The organism is Burkholderia sp. AU45274 (assembly GCF_030482505.1).
Taxonomy (GTDB): Bacteria; Pseudomonadota; Gammaproteobacteria; order Burkholderiales; family Burkholderiaceae; genus Burkholderia.
Window position 1 is genome coordinate 341,249 of record NZ_JAUJQE010000003.1, and the last position, 13,191, is coordinate 354,439.

Annotated in this window: 15 protein-coding genes; 8 read left to right on the forward strand and 7 right to left on the reverse strand. The window is 60.8% G+C overall.

Annotated features, from left to right (window positions below; all coding sequences use genetic code 11):
* Positions 1-2 precede the first annotated feature (2 nt).
* From QZM35_RS14350 to QZM35_RS14370, 5 genes are all read left to right on the forward strand, one after another.
* Complete coding sequence (locus tag QZM35_RS14350; RefSeq protein ID WP_174970537.1) at positions 3-329, forward strand: hypothetical protein; 327 nt, start codon at positions 3-5, stop codon at positions 327-329.
* Between the two features lie 18 nt (positions 330-347).
* A complete protein-coding gene (locus tag QZM35_RS14355) occupies positions 348-1,193 on the forward strand; it encodes an MBL fold metallo-hydrolase (RefSeq protein ID WP_089429758.1) in 846 nt (281 codons plus the stop codon).
* Between the two features lie 216 nt (positions 1,194-1,409).
* Positions 1,410-2,156: a glucose 1-dehydrogenase gene (locus tag QZM35_RS14360; protein WP_089429759.1), complete on the forward strand. Its 747-nt coding sequence runs from the start codon at positions 1,410-1,412 to the stop codon at positions 2,154-2,156.
* Between the two features lie 156 nt (positions 2,157-2,312).
* A complete protein-coding gene (locus tag QZM35_RS14365) occupies positions 2,313-3,167 on the forward strand; it encodes a DJ-1/PfpI family protein (RefSeq protein ID WP_301776199.1) in 855 nt (284 codons plus the stop codon).
* Positions 3,168-3,291: 124 nt separating this feature from the next.
* Positions 3,292-3,774 carry an SgcJ/EcaC family oxidoreductase gene (locus QZM35_RS14370; RefSeq protein WP_089429761.1) on the forward strand — a complete coding sequence of 161 codons (483 nt, stop codon included), beginning with the start codon at positions 3,292-3,294 and terminating at the stop codon, positions 3,772-3,774.
* A 100-nt stretch (positions 3,775-3,874) separates the two neighbouring features.
* Here QZM35_RS14370 and QZM35_RS14375 read toward each other — a convergent pair whose 3' ends face one another.
* Together QZM35_RS14375 and QZM35_RS14380 are read right to left on the reverse strand one after the other, a co-directional pair.
* Positions 3,875-4,822: a GlxA family transcriptional regulator gene (locus QZM35_RS14375; RefSeq protein WP_089433764.1), complete on the reverse strand. Its 948-nt coding sequence runs from the start codon at positions 4,820-4,822 to the stop codon at positions 3,875-3,877.
* Positions 4,823-4,987: 165 nt separating this feature from the next.
* A complete protein-coding gene (locus tag QZM35_RS14380) occupies positions 4,988-5,971 on the reverse strand; it encodes an AraC family transcriptional regulator (protein ID WP_089433765.1) in 984 nt (327 codons plus the stop codon).
* Positions 5,972-6,176: 205 nt separating this feature from the next.
* On the opposite strand from QZM35_RS14380, the gene QZM35_RS14385 reads away from it, so the two are divergent.
* Positions 6,177-7,013: an alpha/beta hydrolase gene (locus QZM35_RS14385; RefSeq protein WP_301776200.1), complete on the forward strand. Its 837-nt coding sequence runs from the start codon at positions 6,177-6,179 to the stop codon at positions 7,011-7,013.
* A 380-nt stretch (positions 7,014-7,393) separates the two neighbouring features.
* Here QZM35_RS14385 and QZM35_RS14390 read toward each other — a convergent pair whose 3' ends face one another.
* The 5 genes from QZM35_RS14390 to QZM35_RS14410 form a co-directional block, all read right to left on the reverse strand.
* Positions 7,394-7,942 carry a glutathione peroxidase gene (locus QZM35_RS14390; RefSeq protein ID WP_301776201.1) on the reverse strand — a complete coding sequence of 183 codons (549 nt, stop codon included), beginning with the start codon at positions 7,940-7,942 and terminating at the stop codon, positions 7,394-7,396.
* A 306-nt stretch (positions 7,943-8,248) separates the two neighbouring features.
* Complete coding sequence (locus QZM35_RS14395) at positions 8,249-8,575, reverse strand: EthD family reductase (RefSeq protein ID WP_089430128.1); 327 nt, start codon at positions 8,573-8,575, stop codon at positions 8,249-8,251.
* Between the two features lie 258 nt (positions 8,576-8,833).
* Positions 8,834-9,280, reverse strand: a complete 447-nt coding sequence (locus QZM35_RS14400; RefSeq protein ID WP_089429765.1) for a lysozyme inhibitor LprI family protein — start codon at positions 9,278-9,280, stop codon at positions 8,834-8,836.
* 211 nt (positions 9,281-9,491) lie between these two features.
* Positions 9,492-10,496: a hypothetical protein gene (locus QZM35_RS14405; RefSeq protein ID WP_301776202.1), complete on the reverse strand. Its 1,005-nt coding sequence runs from the start codon at positions 10,494-10,496 to the stop codon at positions 9,492-9,494.
* A 186-nt stretch (positions 10,497-10,682) separates the two neighbouring features.
* Entirely contained in the window at positions 10,683-11,147 is a 465-nt protein-coding gene (locus QZM35_RS14410; protein ID WP_301776203.1) for a GNAT family N-acetyltransferase, read from the reverse strand.
* Positions 11,148-11,297: 150 nt separating this feature from the next.
* On the opposite strand from QZM35_RS14410, the gene QZM35_RS14415 reads away from it, so the two are divergent.
* Entirely contained in the window at positions 11,298-11,960 is a 663-nt protein-coding gene (locus tag QZM35_RS14415) for a GntR family transcriptional regulator (RefSeq protein ID WP_089429767.1), read from the forward strand.
* Entirely contained in the window at positions 11,944-13,185 is a 1,242-nt protein-coding gene (locus QZM35_RS14420) for a dicarboxylate/amino acid:cation symporter (protein ID WP_301776204.1), read from the forward strand. The genes QZM35_RS14415 and QZM35_RS14420 overlap by 17 nt, the downstream gene beginning before the upstream one ends.
* Positions 13,186-13,191 lie beyond the last annotated feature (6 nt).

Here is a 13,191-nt window from a genome sequence, read left to right on the forward strand (position 1 = left end):
CGATGCCGAACGTCACTTTCTCGATCGATGCGACGCGGATGCCGGCTGATGAAAGCCTTGCCGAGCTGTCGCGCGATTGCGTCGAACTCTGCACGCAGGTGCTTGAGGCTGAACTCAAGAACGTCCATGTCATTTTCCTGGCGGTTCGGCACGGGCATGGACATCCCGTCTTCGCCGACATCCGGTATCGCGTCGGCACGCGTCGCACGCCGGAGGTCATGAACCGGTTCATGGACGCGCTGGATCAGGCGATCGTTCGCCGCACCGGCCTCACCGCGCGCATTCGGTGCTTTGGATATACCGCGTCGAGCATTCACGCTCGCAACTAGCCGATTCGGAGCAACACGATGTCCACCCTTACCTTTCCTGTTCAGCAAGTCGGGGATTTCATGATCACCGCCATCAGCGATGGATATCTCACTGCCAGTCTCGACTTCCTGTCGAATATCGCTTCGGATGACGCATCAAAAATGCAGCGTGATGCCGGACAGAAAGAGCCGACGGCCGTCCATATCAATTGCTATGTCGTACGCGGAGCGGGCCGCACCGTTCTCATCGACGGTGGGGCTGGCGGGTTCAAGCAATGGGGTGGCCAGCTCAAAACGAACCTGATACTTGCCGGCATAGAACCCGCCGCGATCGACACCATCCTGCTTACCCATGCGCATCCCGATCACGTCGGTGGGCTGGTGAATGGTGCGGGACAGGCCGCGTTTCCACATGCGGAACTGGTCGTGCATCAGCGAGAGGTCAGGTTCTGGCAGGACGACGGAAATCTCAGTCGCGCCAGTGAGCGGGCTCGCGGCAACTTTGCGAAGGCGCGTCAGGTGTTCGATGCCTATGACGACCGGCTTCGCCTGTTCGAAGACGGACACGTGCTCCCCGGCATCAGCGCGCTGCCGTTGCCGGGACACACCGATGGACACACCGGATATGTTCTCGAATCCCGCGATCAAGGCCTGCTTGTGTGGGGGGATGTGGTGCATTTCCCGCATATCCAGATTCAGCGGCCGGACGTCTCGATTGCGTTCGATCACGATGCGTCGCTGGCAGCTGCTACACGGTCACGCATTCTCGATCAGGTCAGCGCGGACGGCCTTCTGATCGCCGGCATGCATCTGGGGGAACTCGGGTTCGCACGTATCAAGCGGACGAGCGACGGGTATGGGTTGCTTTACGAGAACGAAGGCTGAAGCCACACGTGTACCGATGTGCGATGCCGCCACCTCACGCCGACATGCTTGAGTCACTCGTTTGATCCAGGTGTCGTTTTTTGAGGGTTATACGACCTTTGCGCCATCCGCTTCGCGTTCCATACTGCACGTGGAAGATCGAGCAGCGAAAAGCACAAACGCCATCGCGTCTTGCGCTTTCGGCCCGATCAATCACGACGTAGAAAGGAGCAGAAGATGAGGCTTAAAGACAAGTCGGCGTTAATCACCGGTGGGACCAGTGGCATCGGTCTTGCCACCGCGAAGCGGTTCATTGCGGAAGGCGCCCGCGTCGCGGTGACGGGTCGCGACGAGGCGGTGATCGAGCGCGTGAGGGCCGAACTCGGCGAGCATGCGCTCGTTCTCAAGGGCGACGTCCGTTCGATCAACGACATGCGGGCGATTGCCGCCGAAGTCGGCGAACAGTTCGGCGGCCTGGATATCGTATTCGCGAACGCCGGCTGGGCGTTCCCGTCGGCAGTCGACGATATCGACGATGCGCTTTACGACGAGATCATGGACATCAACGTCAAAGGCGTGGTGTTCACGCTTCAAGCGGTGCTGCCGCAATTGCGAGCGGGCTCGTCCGTCATTCTCAACACCTCGTTCGTCGCGCAGACCGGCAAGCATGGCATCTCGTTGACGGCAGCCGCGAAGGCCGCCGTGCGATCGCTTGCCCGCAGTTGGTCCTACGAGTTTCTCGACCGGAAAATCCGCTTCAACGCGATCGCGCCCGGCGCGATCGACACGCCGCTGCTGACCAAGTGGGGCATGCCGGACGAATGGGTTCGCGACCGCAAGGCCGAGTTCGCCGACACCATTCCGGTGGGTCGCATGGGTACGGCCGAGGACATCGCCAACGCCGCGCTCTATCTCGCCAGCGACGAATCCGCGTACGTCGTCGGCACCGAACTGGTCGTCGACGGCGGCGCCTCGCAGCTTTGACCTGCGGCGCACGCACGGTTCCGGAGCCCGGCATGTCATCGCGGCTCATCCACCTATCCGACCTCACGTTCGCCACGCTTTGAGTCACGGCGGCTATTTCATCCGGCCCAGCCTCGTAACGCTCGCAGCAGGGCCGACCCGCAAGGAGAATTGATCTTGACCGACAGTAGCGAAAACAATGCTTCCGGACCGCCGCTCACCCAAGCCGGTCGTTCGCGCCGGGATGTGCTCAAGTTCGGCAGCATCGCGACGCTAGGCGCCGTCCTCGGTGGCGGCGCCCTGCTTGGACACGCCGCCCCTGTGCTTGCCCAGACCGGCGGCGACGGCGCACTTGCCCCGAACGACCCGCTCGATATCCTGATCGTCAATTACGACGGCGGCACGCTGCTCGACTTCGCCGGCCCCAGCGAAGTCTTCCATCGGCTACCGAATACGAACGTTCGCTACGCGAGCCTCGATGGCGGCAACGTCACGCTCGAATTCGGCGTCGTGTACGGCAAGACCGAGCGGCTGGCCGATATCGACAAGACGGACGTGCTGCTGGTCCCCGGCGGGTCCGACCTGTCGGCGCCGATGCGCCCCGCCTATCAAGCGCAGATCCGGCGCCTGGCAGAAAGTGCCCAGCATGTGACGTCCGTCTGCAACGGATCGCTCGTGCTAGCCGCAACGGGAATTCTCAACGGCAAGCGAAGCGCCTGCCATTGGGCCTTCGTCAACAAGCTGGCCGAATACGGCGCCATTCCCGTGCCCGATCGCTTCGTCGAAGACGACAACGGCCGGTTCATGAGCGGCGGCGGCGTGACGGCGGGCATCGACTTCGCCCTTCGCGTGGCGGCGAAGCTGCGCGGTCAACAGGCCGCCGAACTCACTCAGCTCGTGATCGAATATGATCCCGCGCCGCCGTTCCACTCCGGCCATCCGAGAGATGCACGGCCGGAAGTCATCGCGATGGTCGACAAGAAACTGCCCGGTGCATCCAGGGGGCTCGCACGCGTCCCGGGCGTTCGTTGAATCGCTTGCAGGCAATGTGAGCCAACCCATCGACAGACTGCGATGAACACCGCGACCGACATTGCCTGCTTCATCCTCCACTTTCGCAGTCCTTTCCATTCAAACCATGCACGAAAATCACTCGATGCAACAGACCCGTGTTTTCACCGCTGCTCTTGCAGCCTGCTTCACCTTTTTTGCGTTTGCCGCGCCCGCGACTGCCGCTGGTTCGCCACGTCCGCCCGAAGCGGCCATCAAGGCCGAGAATGCGCGCTGGGCGGATGCCTTTGCGCGAGGGGATTACGAGGCGATCGGCCGCCTCTACACCCGCGACGGCACGCTCTTGCCGCCCGGAGGCAACAAGATCACGGGACGCAACGCGATCATCGGGTACTTCACCAAGGGGTATGCCGGATCAAAGCCCGCCACCGTATCGTTCAGCAATGACGAGTTCTACGGTAACGACCGGGTCGTGACAGAGGTGTCGGATGTGGAGGTCCGCGACCACGACGGACAACTCAAATTCCGCGGCAAGCAGACGCTCGTCTTTCTGAAAGAGGACGGCGCGTGGAAGTTGCATCGCGACATGTGGAACGATGACGGCCCGCTGACGGCGGATGGCCATTGAGCGTCTGGTGAAACGCATGGCGATCTACCCAACGCGCCGCTAGTCCGCGAGAGGGACCTCGGCCAGGCAGCGCGCGGATCGGCCGGCAGACGATGGTCGATCAGCGCGCGCCGTTCGATCGGCTCTCGCGTCGAATCGCTTGCGGCGGGTGCCCATGCAGTTTGATGAAGGCCCGCCGCATCCGTTCCGGGTCGGTGAACCCGACAGCCAGCGCGATCTGCTCGATCGGTTCGCTGCCGCCCTGCAGGCGCAGCCGCGCCGCTTCGACACGCAAGCGCTCGACCGCCTTCGCCGGTGTTTCTCCGGTTTCCCGGCGAAATGCGCGCCCGAACTGCCGCAAACTCAAACTTGCGGCCTCGGCGAGCCGCTCGACGGGCAACGCTTCCGCCAAGTGTTCCCGCGCAAAATTCAGCGCGATGCGGATGCGATCCGATTCCGGCTCCATCTGCGACATCGCCGAGAATTGGGACTGACCGCCCGGCCGACGATACGGAACCACCAAAAGCCGGGAGACAGCGCGCGCAACCTCCGCGCCCATATCTTTTTCAATCAAGCCGAGCGCCAGGTCGATGCCGGACGCGATGCCCGCCGACGTCCAGATGCGGCCCGCCTCGATATAAATACTGTCGCCCTCGACCCTGGCGCGCGGGAAGCGCGACTGCAATTGGGCCGCGTATCGCCAGTGCGTCGTCACGCTCACGCCGTCCAGCAAGCCGGTTTCCGCAAGCAGAAACGCCCCCGTACACACGCTTGCGACCCGCGCAGCCCTGGCGCCCAGTTTTTTGGCGGCGGCGATGTTCTCCGGCGTCTGCATCGGATCGATGTCACCGCCCACGAAGATGACGGTGTCGAACGTGCGCCTTCCGATCGGCTTCGTGTCGACCGACAGGCCCGTATTGCCGGGAACCGGGCCGCCGGACTGCGAGATGACGTGGAGCTCATAGGGCGCGTGGCCCGCCGCCGTGGCGACCTGGTTGAAGGCCGACAGTGGCCCGCCCAGATCGAGCGCATCGTAGCCACGGCAAACGAAGAATCCGATTCGATGCATGACGAAGTCGTTAACTGGAAATCCCGAAAAGTCGTATTTTATAAGGAACCCTCAAATAGCGCCATTCAGCCTGAAATGAGGGAAATACGTCGTTTACGTCGTGATCGATTGTCCGTATGTCTAACCGCCGACATCTGCCGGGCCCGGATAGCAATGAGGCCCCCCCTACTCCGCATTCACCTTCCGCCACTGCATCGGCGACATCTCGTACCGTCCTCGAAACGCGCGACTGAACGCCGCTTCCGACGTATACCCAACCCGCCCGGCAATATCCGAAATCGGCGCGCGGCTGTACCGCAACAACTCCGCCGCCCGGTCGAGGCGCCAGGTCGTGAGGTAGCTCAGCGGCGCCTGCCCCACGACACGCTGGAACCGGTCTGCAAAAGCCGACCGCGACAGATTCGACAACTCGGCAAGATCACTCACGCTCCACGCCCGCCCGGGATCCGCATGAATGGCCGACATCGCCGGGTTGATCCGGCTGTCGATCGCGCCGGACAGCCACCCGTGCCCCGCCGAGCCCTCCGTCGCCCAGGTGCGCAGCAACTGGACGAAGATGACGTCCAGCAATCGGGAGATCATCGCGGCGGCGCCCGCGCGCGGACTCAACGCCTCGTCGAGGATGAAATGACAGCTCAGCTCCAGCCACTCGAACGGCCGTTCCCGCAACCCTTTCAGCACCAGCACCGGCGGCAGCACGGACAGCAACCGTTGCGACAGCACGCCGTCGAATCCGAAGTCGCCGCACAGCCAGGTAGTGTCGCCGCTCCCGATCGTCAGGCGCTCGCGATCGTAGTACTGTGGCGCGAGATCCGTGACGAGACGCGCGGAGCGGCCCGGCCGGTCGGAGATGACATGGCCGTGGCCATGCATCAGCATGACCAGGTCTCCCTGCGACGCGTGATAGCGCTCGTCGATCCCGTCCACTTCGATCGCCACGCTGCCGCTGCGGATGATGTGCAGACGATACTTGCCGGCAGGAAAGCGCAATCCGAAAGGCGCCGATGCCGCGCACGTGAAGACCGTGTTGCCGCGGATGCGGATCAGCTCCAGCACGTCGGAAAAGGCATCCCGCTTGAAGGCGAACGGATCTGCGTCATCGTCCAGCGCCGTCGGCGTTTGAGCAAAGAATTCCGGCTTTTTGGCCATGTCGCGTACTCGGATGGTCTTTATGATGGACACATCATTCACGCTGAACGACGCCGGTGTCAAAGACTATTCTCAAGGTGCGTGGCATTCGGCAATCGCGTAGTACCCCTTGTTTCGTTGCTGGCAAGCATGGGGCGGACGGATCCGGAAATACGAGGTCTCACGGGCGCGATGTTCGTCATCCAGCAATCACAGGAGCAGGGATATGAATCCGGAAACGCGTACCGATACGGTTGTACTGATTCACGGCCTGTGGATGACGCCGTTGTCGTGGGAACATTGGGTCACGCGCTACGAGCAGCGCGGCATGCGCGTCATCACGCCGGGATATCCGGGTGTCCAGCCGGGCACGGCCGGCGTCGAGGCGCTCCGCCGCGACCCGTCGCCGCTGGTGAATCTCGGCGTGCGCGAGATCTTCGATCACCTGGCCCGAACGATCGCCGCGCTCGACACCAAGCCGATCATCATGGGGCATTCGTTCGGCGGCGCGTTCGCCCAGCTTCTTCTCGACGCGGGCTACGGCTCGGCCGGTGTGTCGATCGACGGCGCCGCGGTGAAGGGTGTATGGGCGCTACCGTTCAGCCAGATCAAGGCGGCGTTCCCGGTCCTGCGCAATCCGGCCAACCTGCATCGTGCGGTGCCCATCACCGAGCACGAGTTTCACTATGCGTTCACGAACAACCTGAGCCTCGAGGAATCGAAGAAGGTCTATGACCGCTACGCGGTGCCCGTGTCGGGGCGGATCCTGTTTCAAGGCGCGTTCGCGAACGTCAACCCGAATGCCCCGACGCGCTACAACTTCGCGAACGACACTCGCGCACCGCTGCTCTTTATCGCCGGTGGGAACGACAACATCCTGCCGCCGGCCGTACAGCGCGAGAATTTCGAAAGGAATGCGAAGGGCTCGCGTGCGATCTCGGCGTACAAGCTGTTCGACGGCCGCAGCCATTACACCTGTGGCGAGAAAGGCTGGGAGGAGGTTGCCGACTTCGCGCTCGACTGGGCGCAGGCGCCTGCGGCAGGGGATCTCGGCAAGGGTTGAGTTGCTGGTCAATGGCCCATAAACGGCTATGGCCGTGAACCCGCCTACTCTCCTTCAACAACTCTACCGGGCGGCCGATCCAGCCTCGCACGTCGATTCTTTTATCGCTCGTGCATGAGGCGAGTCGCGCACGATTGGCCGTGAACATGTGAACCCCGTGGAATCCTGAACGACGTCTTGTAGCGTCAACAGACCGTTGAACGACTTGTCGGCCTGACGCATTCTCCGGTTCGCCATTCGAGGCAGGCACCCCGTCGCGTTCCGTTTTCAATGCGCGAGCGGCACGTCGGCGGACATGGTGTTGGATTGCCCCGGTCTGGCACCCTCGACCACGGGTGCAGGTCAGGCAATCCATCCTGGCACGCGTCACGCGCGCCGGCTTACGCGGCCTTGGCCAGCTCCGCGTCGATGGCGGCGACCAGCTTCGGGTCGTCCGCGGTCGTATCGGGCGAGAAACGCGCGACCACTTCACCCGTTCGGCTCACGAGAAACTTCTCGAAGTTCCACAGCACTTCGGGCGCCGGGTTCGGTTGAATGCCGTAGCCTTCGAGGCGCGCACGGAACGGGCCGTCGCCGGTCGCCTGCGGCTGCGCCAGGGTGAGCGAGCGATAGAGCGGATGCTTGTCGTCGCCGATCACGGAGATTTTCGAAAACAACGGAAACGTCACGCCGAAGGTGCCGGTGCAGAACGACTGGATCTCCGCATCGGTGCCCGGCTCCTGGCCCTTGAAGTTGTTGGCGGGGAACGCCAGCACTTCGAGACCCTCCGCGCGCTTGCCTTCGTAGAGCGCCTCAAGCCCTTCGTATTGCGGCGTCAGCCCGCATTTGGACGCCACGTTCACCACCAGCAGCACTTTGCCTTCGTAGGAACGCAGGGTTGTTTGCGCGCCGTCGATGGCGTTGACAGGAATATCGTAAATCGTGCTCATGTCTGCATCCTTCAATTGATCAAATCGGTTGGCGAGCCGCAGGAATCGCGGTGTATCGCGTTCATTGGAAAACCGTGGACGTCGGTCGGCAAAGGCGCGTTGTCGACGCTCGTGATCTGCGCGTGGCAGAGCCCTATCCTACTGCGATCGGTCAACTTCCTGCTTGCAGGCGCGGGCCGTGGGGGCCAACAGGCGACCTGGAAAGGCCCAGGCTTCGATACAACGGCAGAATGGCTGCATAAGCATCGCCCCGTTGCCGGGGTACGCCATCAGCGGATGCGGTGCGTGGCAATATCCGAACCTTGGTCAGACTTCGGAACGCTCTACAACCACCTCGCTGATTTGAAGCACGGGCTGTATATCCGTGTAATTGGCGATGTCGGCCATGATCTCCTGCGCATGCGGGTCGCGCGCCGCCTGGAAAGCTTCGATAGAAGTGCAGACGAAGTCGCATTTGGCTACGTAGACAGGATCAGTGCCCGGAGCACCGCCTGCGATGCCCTTGTCCACCGTGTAGTACAGACATGCCGCACCGAGCCGCTGCTTCACCATTGGCATGTGCTTGTCGCGGTAGTAAGCATGATCGAATCGCGCGCCTGCGGCGTACGGGTACATGACACTGACTTTGATCATCGGGTTCTCCTGTTGCTTCATGGGAATCGAGGCGCCAACGCTCGCGAGATGGCGTCGAGGCCGCTGATACGGAGCGCAGCGGTTCTTGATTTTGCAAAAAACTCATCGAATTAACGATCCTATCCGATCAATGTGAGGCGAAGACGGCGGTTGTATCGCTTTCAGATCGTCGCGGTCAGCGCTTCATTTTCTGCTGGGCGCACCAGACTCTCTCCAGTATCCGTCAACCTGGCAATGCTGTCTTTATCTAGCGCTGCGCTACTCATGGCCCACTTGCTTGAGCCACGCGTTTAATTCGCGCGTACGATCACGTGTTCGGTCGATTTCGCAAGTCAGTAGATCAAGATTACGATCTGCGCCTGCCTCGTTTATCAGATACCAGGCGGTACACTCGTTGTCGAGAAAACGGACCCATTGCCGCTGAGCCTGGACAAATTTCACCTTGAGTGCCGGATAGTCGACGTACTCGTCACGTGGCCGAGACATCGACTTCAAAACCTTTTGGTACGTGCGATTCAATTCGTCGTCTGCTTGCTGATATTCTTCTTGGCTACGCTGCAGCAAGCACTCGGGCGCCACGCTATCAGGTGTGCAATTCCGCGCTTGCGCAGCAGTGAACCACGAACATGTCAGCGCCATGGCGACGCCGAGCGCTGCGCGACGACGGCTGAACGCCGATGCGCGAGCATGCACGCTTGCTCCCATTCCTGTCTTTCCCGTTCAAATTGTGATCTGAGTCATTCTCGCATCGATCGCGGTCAACAGCGCCGACCGAAGCAGATACCGCCGACTTGCTTTCAACAAGCGCGACCAACGTTGAAAAACCGCTTGTCAACGAACGGCACGACCATGTCGGGTGACTGAAAATGGCCGATCGCAGCCACCCATCCACTGCGACAACTGGTCGGATTCGTCTTTACGAAGAGGACGATTCGACGCAATCACTTCGACGAATCAGGACCCTTATCGCGCGCAACAGATGTTGGTTTATCGTCGGAATCAGAGTTGCCGGAATCTCATGAGGTCCTGCGGTTCGGAAATCGGCCGCTCGCAGGATGTGAGCCTGTCCGCCGTTGAATTGCACGAACGCTTCGATCGTCGGGTCGTCCCGTATTGCCGCTTTCATGGCATCTTCATCGAACCAGTTTGACGAATAGAGGGTGAATGTCGGTGTATCGACTGGCGGAAGCGCCCGGAAACCTGCGTGAACGAGCCAGTCGAATTGCGCCCGGTCCATCTTGACGATACTGGACGCGCCGTAAAGACTGCTACCGTTGCGCGCGAGATGGTCGATCCACCAGTCGTTTTGCCATCGCTCGTAACCGAGCAACGCACCTTCCAGGCGCTCCATGTTCTCGCAGCCATCGCCGTGCAAGTTGATGTTCTGACGAAAAAATTCCAGAGCCGGGATGCGCCACTCCTCGCCTTTGAGCGTATACAGGATTTGCCCAATTCGACGCGCTGGACGGCCTGGTCGTGCCGGTGCATCAACGATGATTTCGTGCGAGTGCAAGACGCCTTGAGCCACATACTCGTCGAAGCGTGCCTTGAGTAGGACCGACGGCCGCCATTCGCTGTTGAATTCGATGAACCCGAATGGTTTGCGCCCTTGCACCATCAAAGCCAGCTCGTAACCTGTATGGACAAGGTACGGGATACGAACACCAATATCGACATACTTCGAGATAACGGCATCGCGCGAACCATGATCAAACTCGATCGCAAAGGCGTCGCATACGGCCGCGACCTGTGCCGGCGACAGAAGATAATAGTCATCGAGGTCCGCATCCTCGGGTGCGTCCGGGTCGACCAGCCGCCGCAGCGCATCCAGGTCGTCGGTTTCGAATCGAATCTCGAGGCACGGATACAGAAGATCCGGATCGATTGCCGACAGAATGAACGGGGTGCTCGGATAGGCCATGGCAGTTTCCGGTGCGTCAGTTTGAAGACATCGACATACGCCAGGTCACCTTCGATCGCCGATGTTTCCAAGTTGATCGCAGAAATCCACGGACATCACACGCAATCGGAGACGGCTTGGCGCAGAAACGCTGGACTAGACCACGCAGACACCATCTGGTCGTCTGACGTCAGTAGCAAACGAAAATCAGCTCCCGATCTGGCGCTGCATGAGATAGAACCTCATGTCGTCGCGCCCCTGCATTGAAACCGGTTTCGGATCGCGATTAAAGCCGAGCATCTCATAAAATGGGTATGCCGATTCTCGCGCCGTACACCAGAGCAATAATCCACGCTGTTCGCGGACATGGCGAATGGATAGATTGACCAGAAGGCGTCCGAATCCCAGACCACGCACCGATGGATGGACGGCCATGCCGCGAAGGCGCCAGGCTTCAGCGTTCAAAACACCGGATTGTCCTTCTTGACACACCGACGCCACCGCCACAATGCCGTCGTTATCACGCACAGCAAAGTGCATTGTCGTCGGGGCGAGGTCTCCGGGTAGCGCACTCCCTTCCTCATCTCCGGCCATCAAGATTGCGGCCCTGAGGGGATAGGTTTCTTCCGCGCGAACGGCGCAGATGGTAAAGCGCACATCTTGTGAAGTCATCTAATTGTCGGCTCGCTTCATCACGCAGATAGTCTTCCGGTTCGCTTTCAGCATACCCACTCGCAAAATTATCAGTTGCCGGGCGTAACCAGTAAGGGTAATTTCCTATCCGTTATCTCTTTTTCAATCATACGCTAACTGCGATCACAGATGACGTCGAAAGTCTCGACAGATGCAGAGCTTGCCTACGACGAGATCCGATCGAGGATCTTTGACGGCCGCCTTGCGCCTGGGCAGAAAGTATCCCATCGAGGACTATCGGACGAACTCGGTTTCGGCCAAATGCCTGTGCGCAGCGCATTGCATTTGCTCGAGTCCGAAGGGCTGGTCGTGGTGATCGAAAAGAGTGGGACCTATGTCGCTTCGCCAACTACGAGCGATCTCCGCGAAATTTTTGAAATGCGGCTGGCCCTCGAGAGTACAGCGGCGTTTCTCGCAGCCAGGTCGGGCGTAACGGCAGACCTTCGCGACGCGGCAGAGAAAATGCAGGTGCTGATTGACCAGGACGTCGCGGACATCATGCTCGAGCAACGTGTCGGTTGGGTATTTCATCAAGCGTTGTTTGCCGCCGCAAGGAACGTGCGAATCTCATCCGCGTATAGTCTATTGCGAGCCCAAACCTTGGCGCTAAACGAACTCCCGCGTAGCGACGCCGAAACCGTTCGGCGCGGCACGATCGAGCACCTGAAAATCTTTCACGCAATCGAAGCAAACGACGGCGAGCTTGCGCGTCAGCATATGTGGAATCACATCGTTGACGGCACGCCCGCCCGGATAAAACTACTAAAGGCGCGGCATGAACACGAAAAATAAGGGGCTTTCCCTCCCGCTGCAAATGCTTGGCGGGCTTGTCCTGGGCGTCGCTTGCGGCGTATTTGCTCCTGGCTTTGCCGGGAAGCTGGGCTTTCTCAGTGCGATGTTCGGCCACGCGATCAAGATGGTCGTCATGCCGTTGATCTTCCTGTCGGTCACGGTCGGTGTCTTTCGTGCGGGCCGACTGCGCGAACGGCTCGGAAAGGTCGCACTATCCAGCATCGTCTTCTTCGTTTTGATGACTGGCCTGGCTGCGTCGCTCGGTCTGCTGCTCAACTTCGCATTTCGGCCGGGTCTCGGTGCGAGCCTCACGCACTCCGGATCGATGCCAGCAGCACTCGCATCCAGCATCGACTGGACGAAATTTCTCGTTGATTTGATCCCCGCGAACATCGTCGCTGCGCTCGCCGCAGGGAATTCTCTCCCGGTGCTCGTTTTCGGCGTCATTTTCGGTGCGGCATTGGCGGCTGCCCCGGAGCGTGCCGAGCCTGCGATTGCCGTTTTCGAGGCGCTGCTGTCGGGACTGTTCAAGATGACCGAGTGGGTGATCGCATGGTCGCCGCTCGCGATCTTCGCCGCGATCGCGCAGCTGTTGTCGGCCAAGGGCTTTGCCGGCGTGCACTCGCTCGTCGAGCTTCTGGGCGTGGCCTATCTCGGCATGGCGATTCTGGCGGTGGTACTCACCCTCGTCATTCGCGTCGCCGGTCAATCGCCTCTCGCCGTTCTCAGGAAAGTGAAGGAACCGCTGATCCTGGGTTTCACGACGCGGTCGTCCGAAATTACCTACCCGTTGCACCTGAAGAAGCTGGTTGAATTCGGCGTTCCCCACGGCGTGGCGTCCACGATCTTGCCGCTCGCCTATATTTTCAATCGCGACGGCGCGGTCCTCTACACGGCCCTCGCGGTCGGCTATCTGGCTGACGCCTATCATCTCGCCTGGTCCTGGCCGCTGGTGATCACGATTTTGATTTTGACGATCATCACCATCGACGGCGCAGCCAACGTGCCCTCCGGAGCAATCGTCGCCATCACCATCGTGCTGACGTCGATCGGGTTGCCGGCCGATGCGGTGCTGCTGCTGTTGGGCGTCGACGCCTTTTTCGACATGGGGAGAACTGCCCTGAACGTCTATGGGAGCACGGCGGCGGCGGCTGTCGCGGTGAGGCTTTCCGGTTCGGAGGACGGTATCGCCGCCGAAACCGTAACGCGTCAGGCAAGCGTGTGAGTGCTT

Bases quoted from the DNA above. Each gene is read 5' to 3' on its own strand.
- QZM35_RS14405 (WP_301776202.1), bottom strand. From the start codon at position 10,496: ATGGCCTATCCGAGCACCCCGTTCATTCTGTCGGCAATCGATCCGGAT.
- QZM35_RS14395 (WP_089430128.1), bottom strand. From the start codon at position 8,575: ATGATCAAAGTCAGTGTCATGTACCCGTACGCCGCAGGCGCGCGATTC.
- QZM35_RS14370 (WP_089429761.1), top strand. From the start codon at position 3,292: ATGCAACAGACCCGTGTTTTCACCGCTGCTCTTGCAGCCTGCTTCACC.
- QZM35_RS14355 (WP_089429758.1), top strand. From the start codon at position 348: ATGTCCACCCTTACCTTTCCTGTTCAGCAAGTCGGGGATTTCATGATC.
- QZM35_RS14390 (WP_301776201.1), bottom strand. From the start codon at position 7,942: ATGAGCACGATTTACGATATTCCTGTCAACGCCATCGACGGCGCGCAA.
- QZM35_RS14410 (WP_301776203.1), bottom strand. From the start codon at position 11,147: ATGACTTCACAAGATGTGCGCTTTACCATCTGCGCCGTTCGCGCGGAA.
- QZM35_RS14350 (WP_174970537.1), top strand. From the start codon at position 3: ATGCCGAACGTCACTTTCTCGATCGATGCGACGCGGATGCCGGCTGAT.
- QZM35_RS14400 (WP_089429765.1), bottom strand. From the start codon at position 9,280: ATGGGAGCAAGCGTGCATGCTCGCGCATCGGCGTTCAGCCGTCGTCGC.
- QZM35_RS14385 (WP_301776200.1), top strand. From the start codon at position 6,177: ATGAATCCGGAAACGCGTACCGATACGGTTGTACTGATTCACGGCCTG.
- QZM35_RS14380 (WP_089433765.1), bottom strand. From the start codon at position 5,971: ATGGCCAAAAAGCCGGAATTCTTTGCTCAAACGCCGACGGCGCTGGAC.
- QZM35_RS14360 (WP_089429759.1), top strand. From the start codon at position 1,410: ATGAGGCTTAAAGACAAGTCGGCGTTAATCACCGGTGGGACCAGTGGC.
- QZM35_RS14420 (WP_301776204.1), top strand. From the start codon at position 11,944: ATGAACACGAAAAATAAGGGGCTTTCCCTCCCGCTGCAAATGCTTGGC.
- QZM35_RS14375 (WP_089433764.1), bottom strand. From the start codon at position 4,822: ATGCATCGAATCGGATTCTTCGTTTGCCGTGGCTACGATGCGCTCGAT.
- QZM35_RS14415 (WP_089429767.1), top strand. From the start codon at position 11,298: ATGACGTCGAAAGTCTCGACAGATGCAGAGCTTGCCTACGACGAGATC.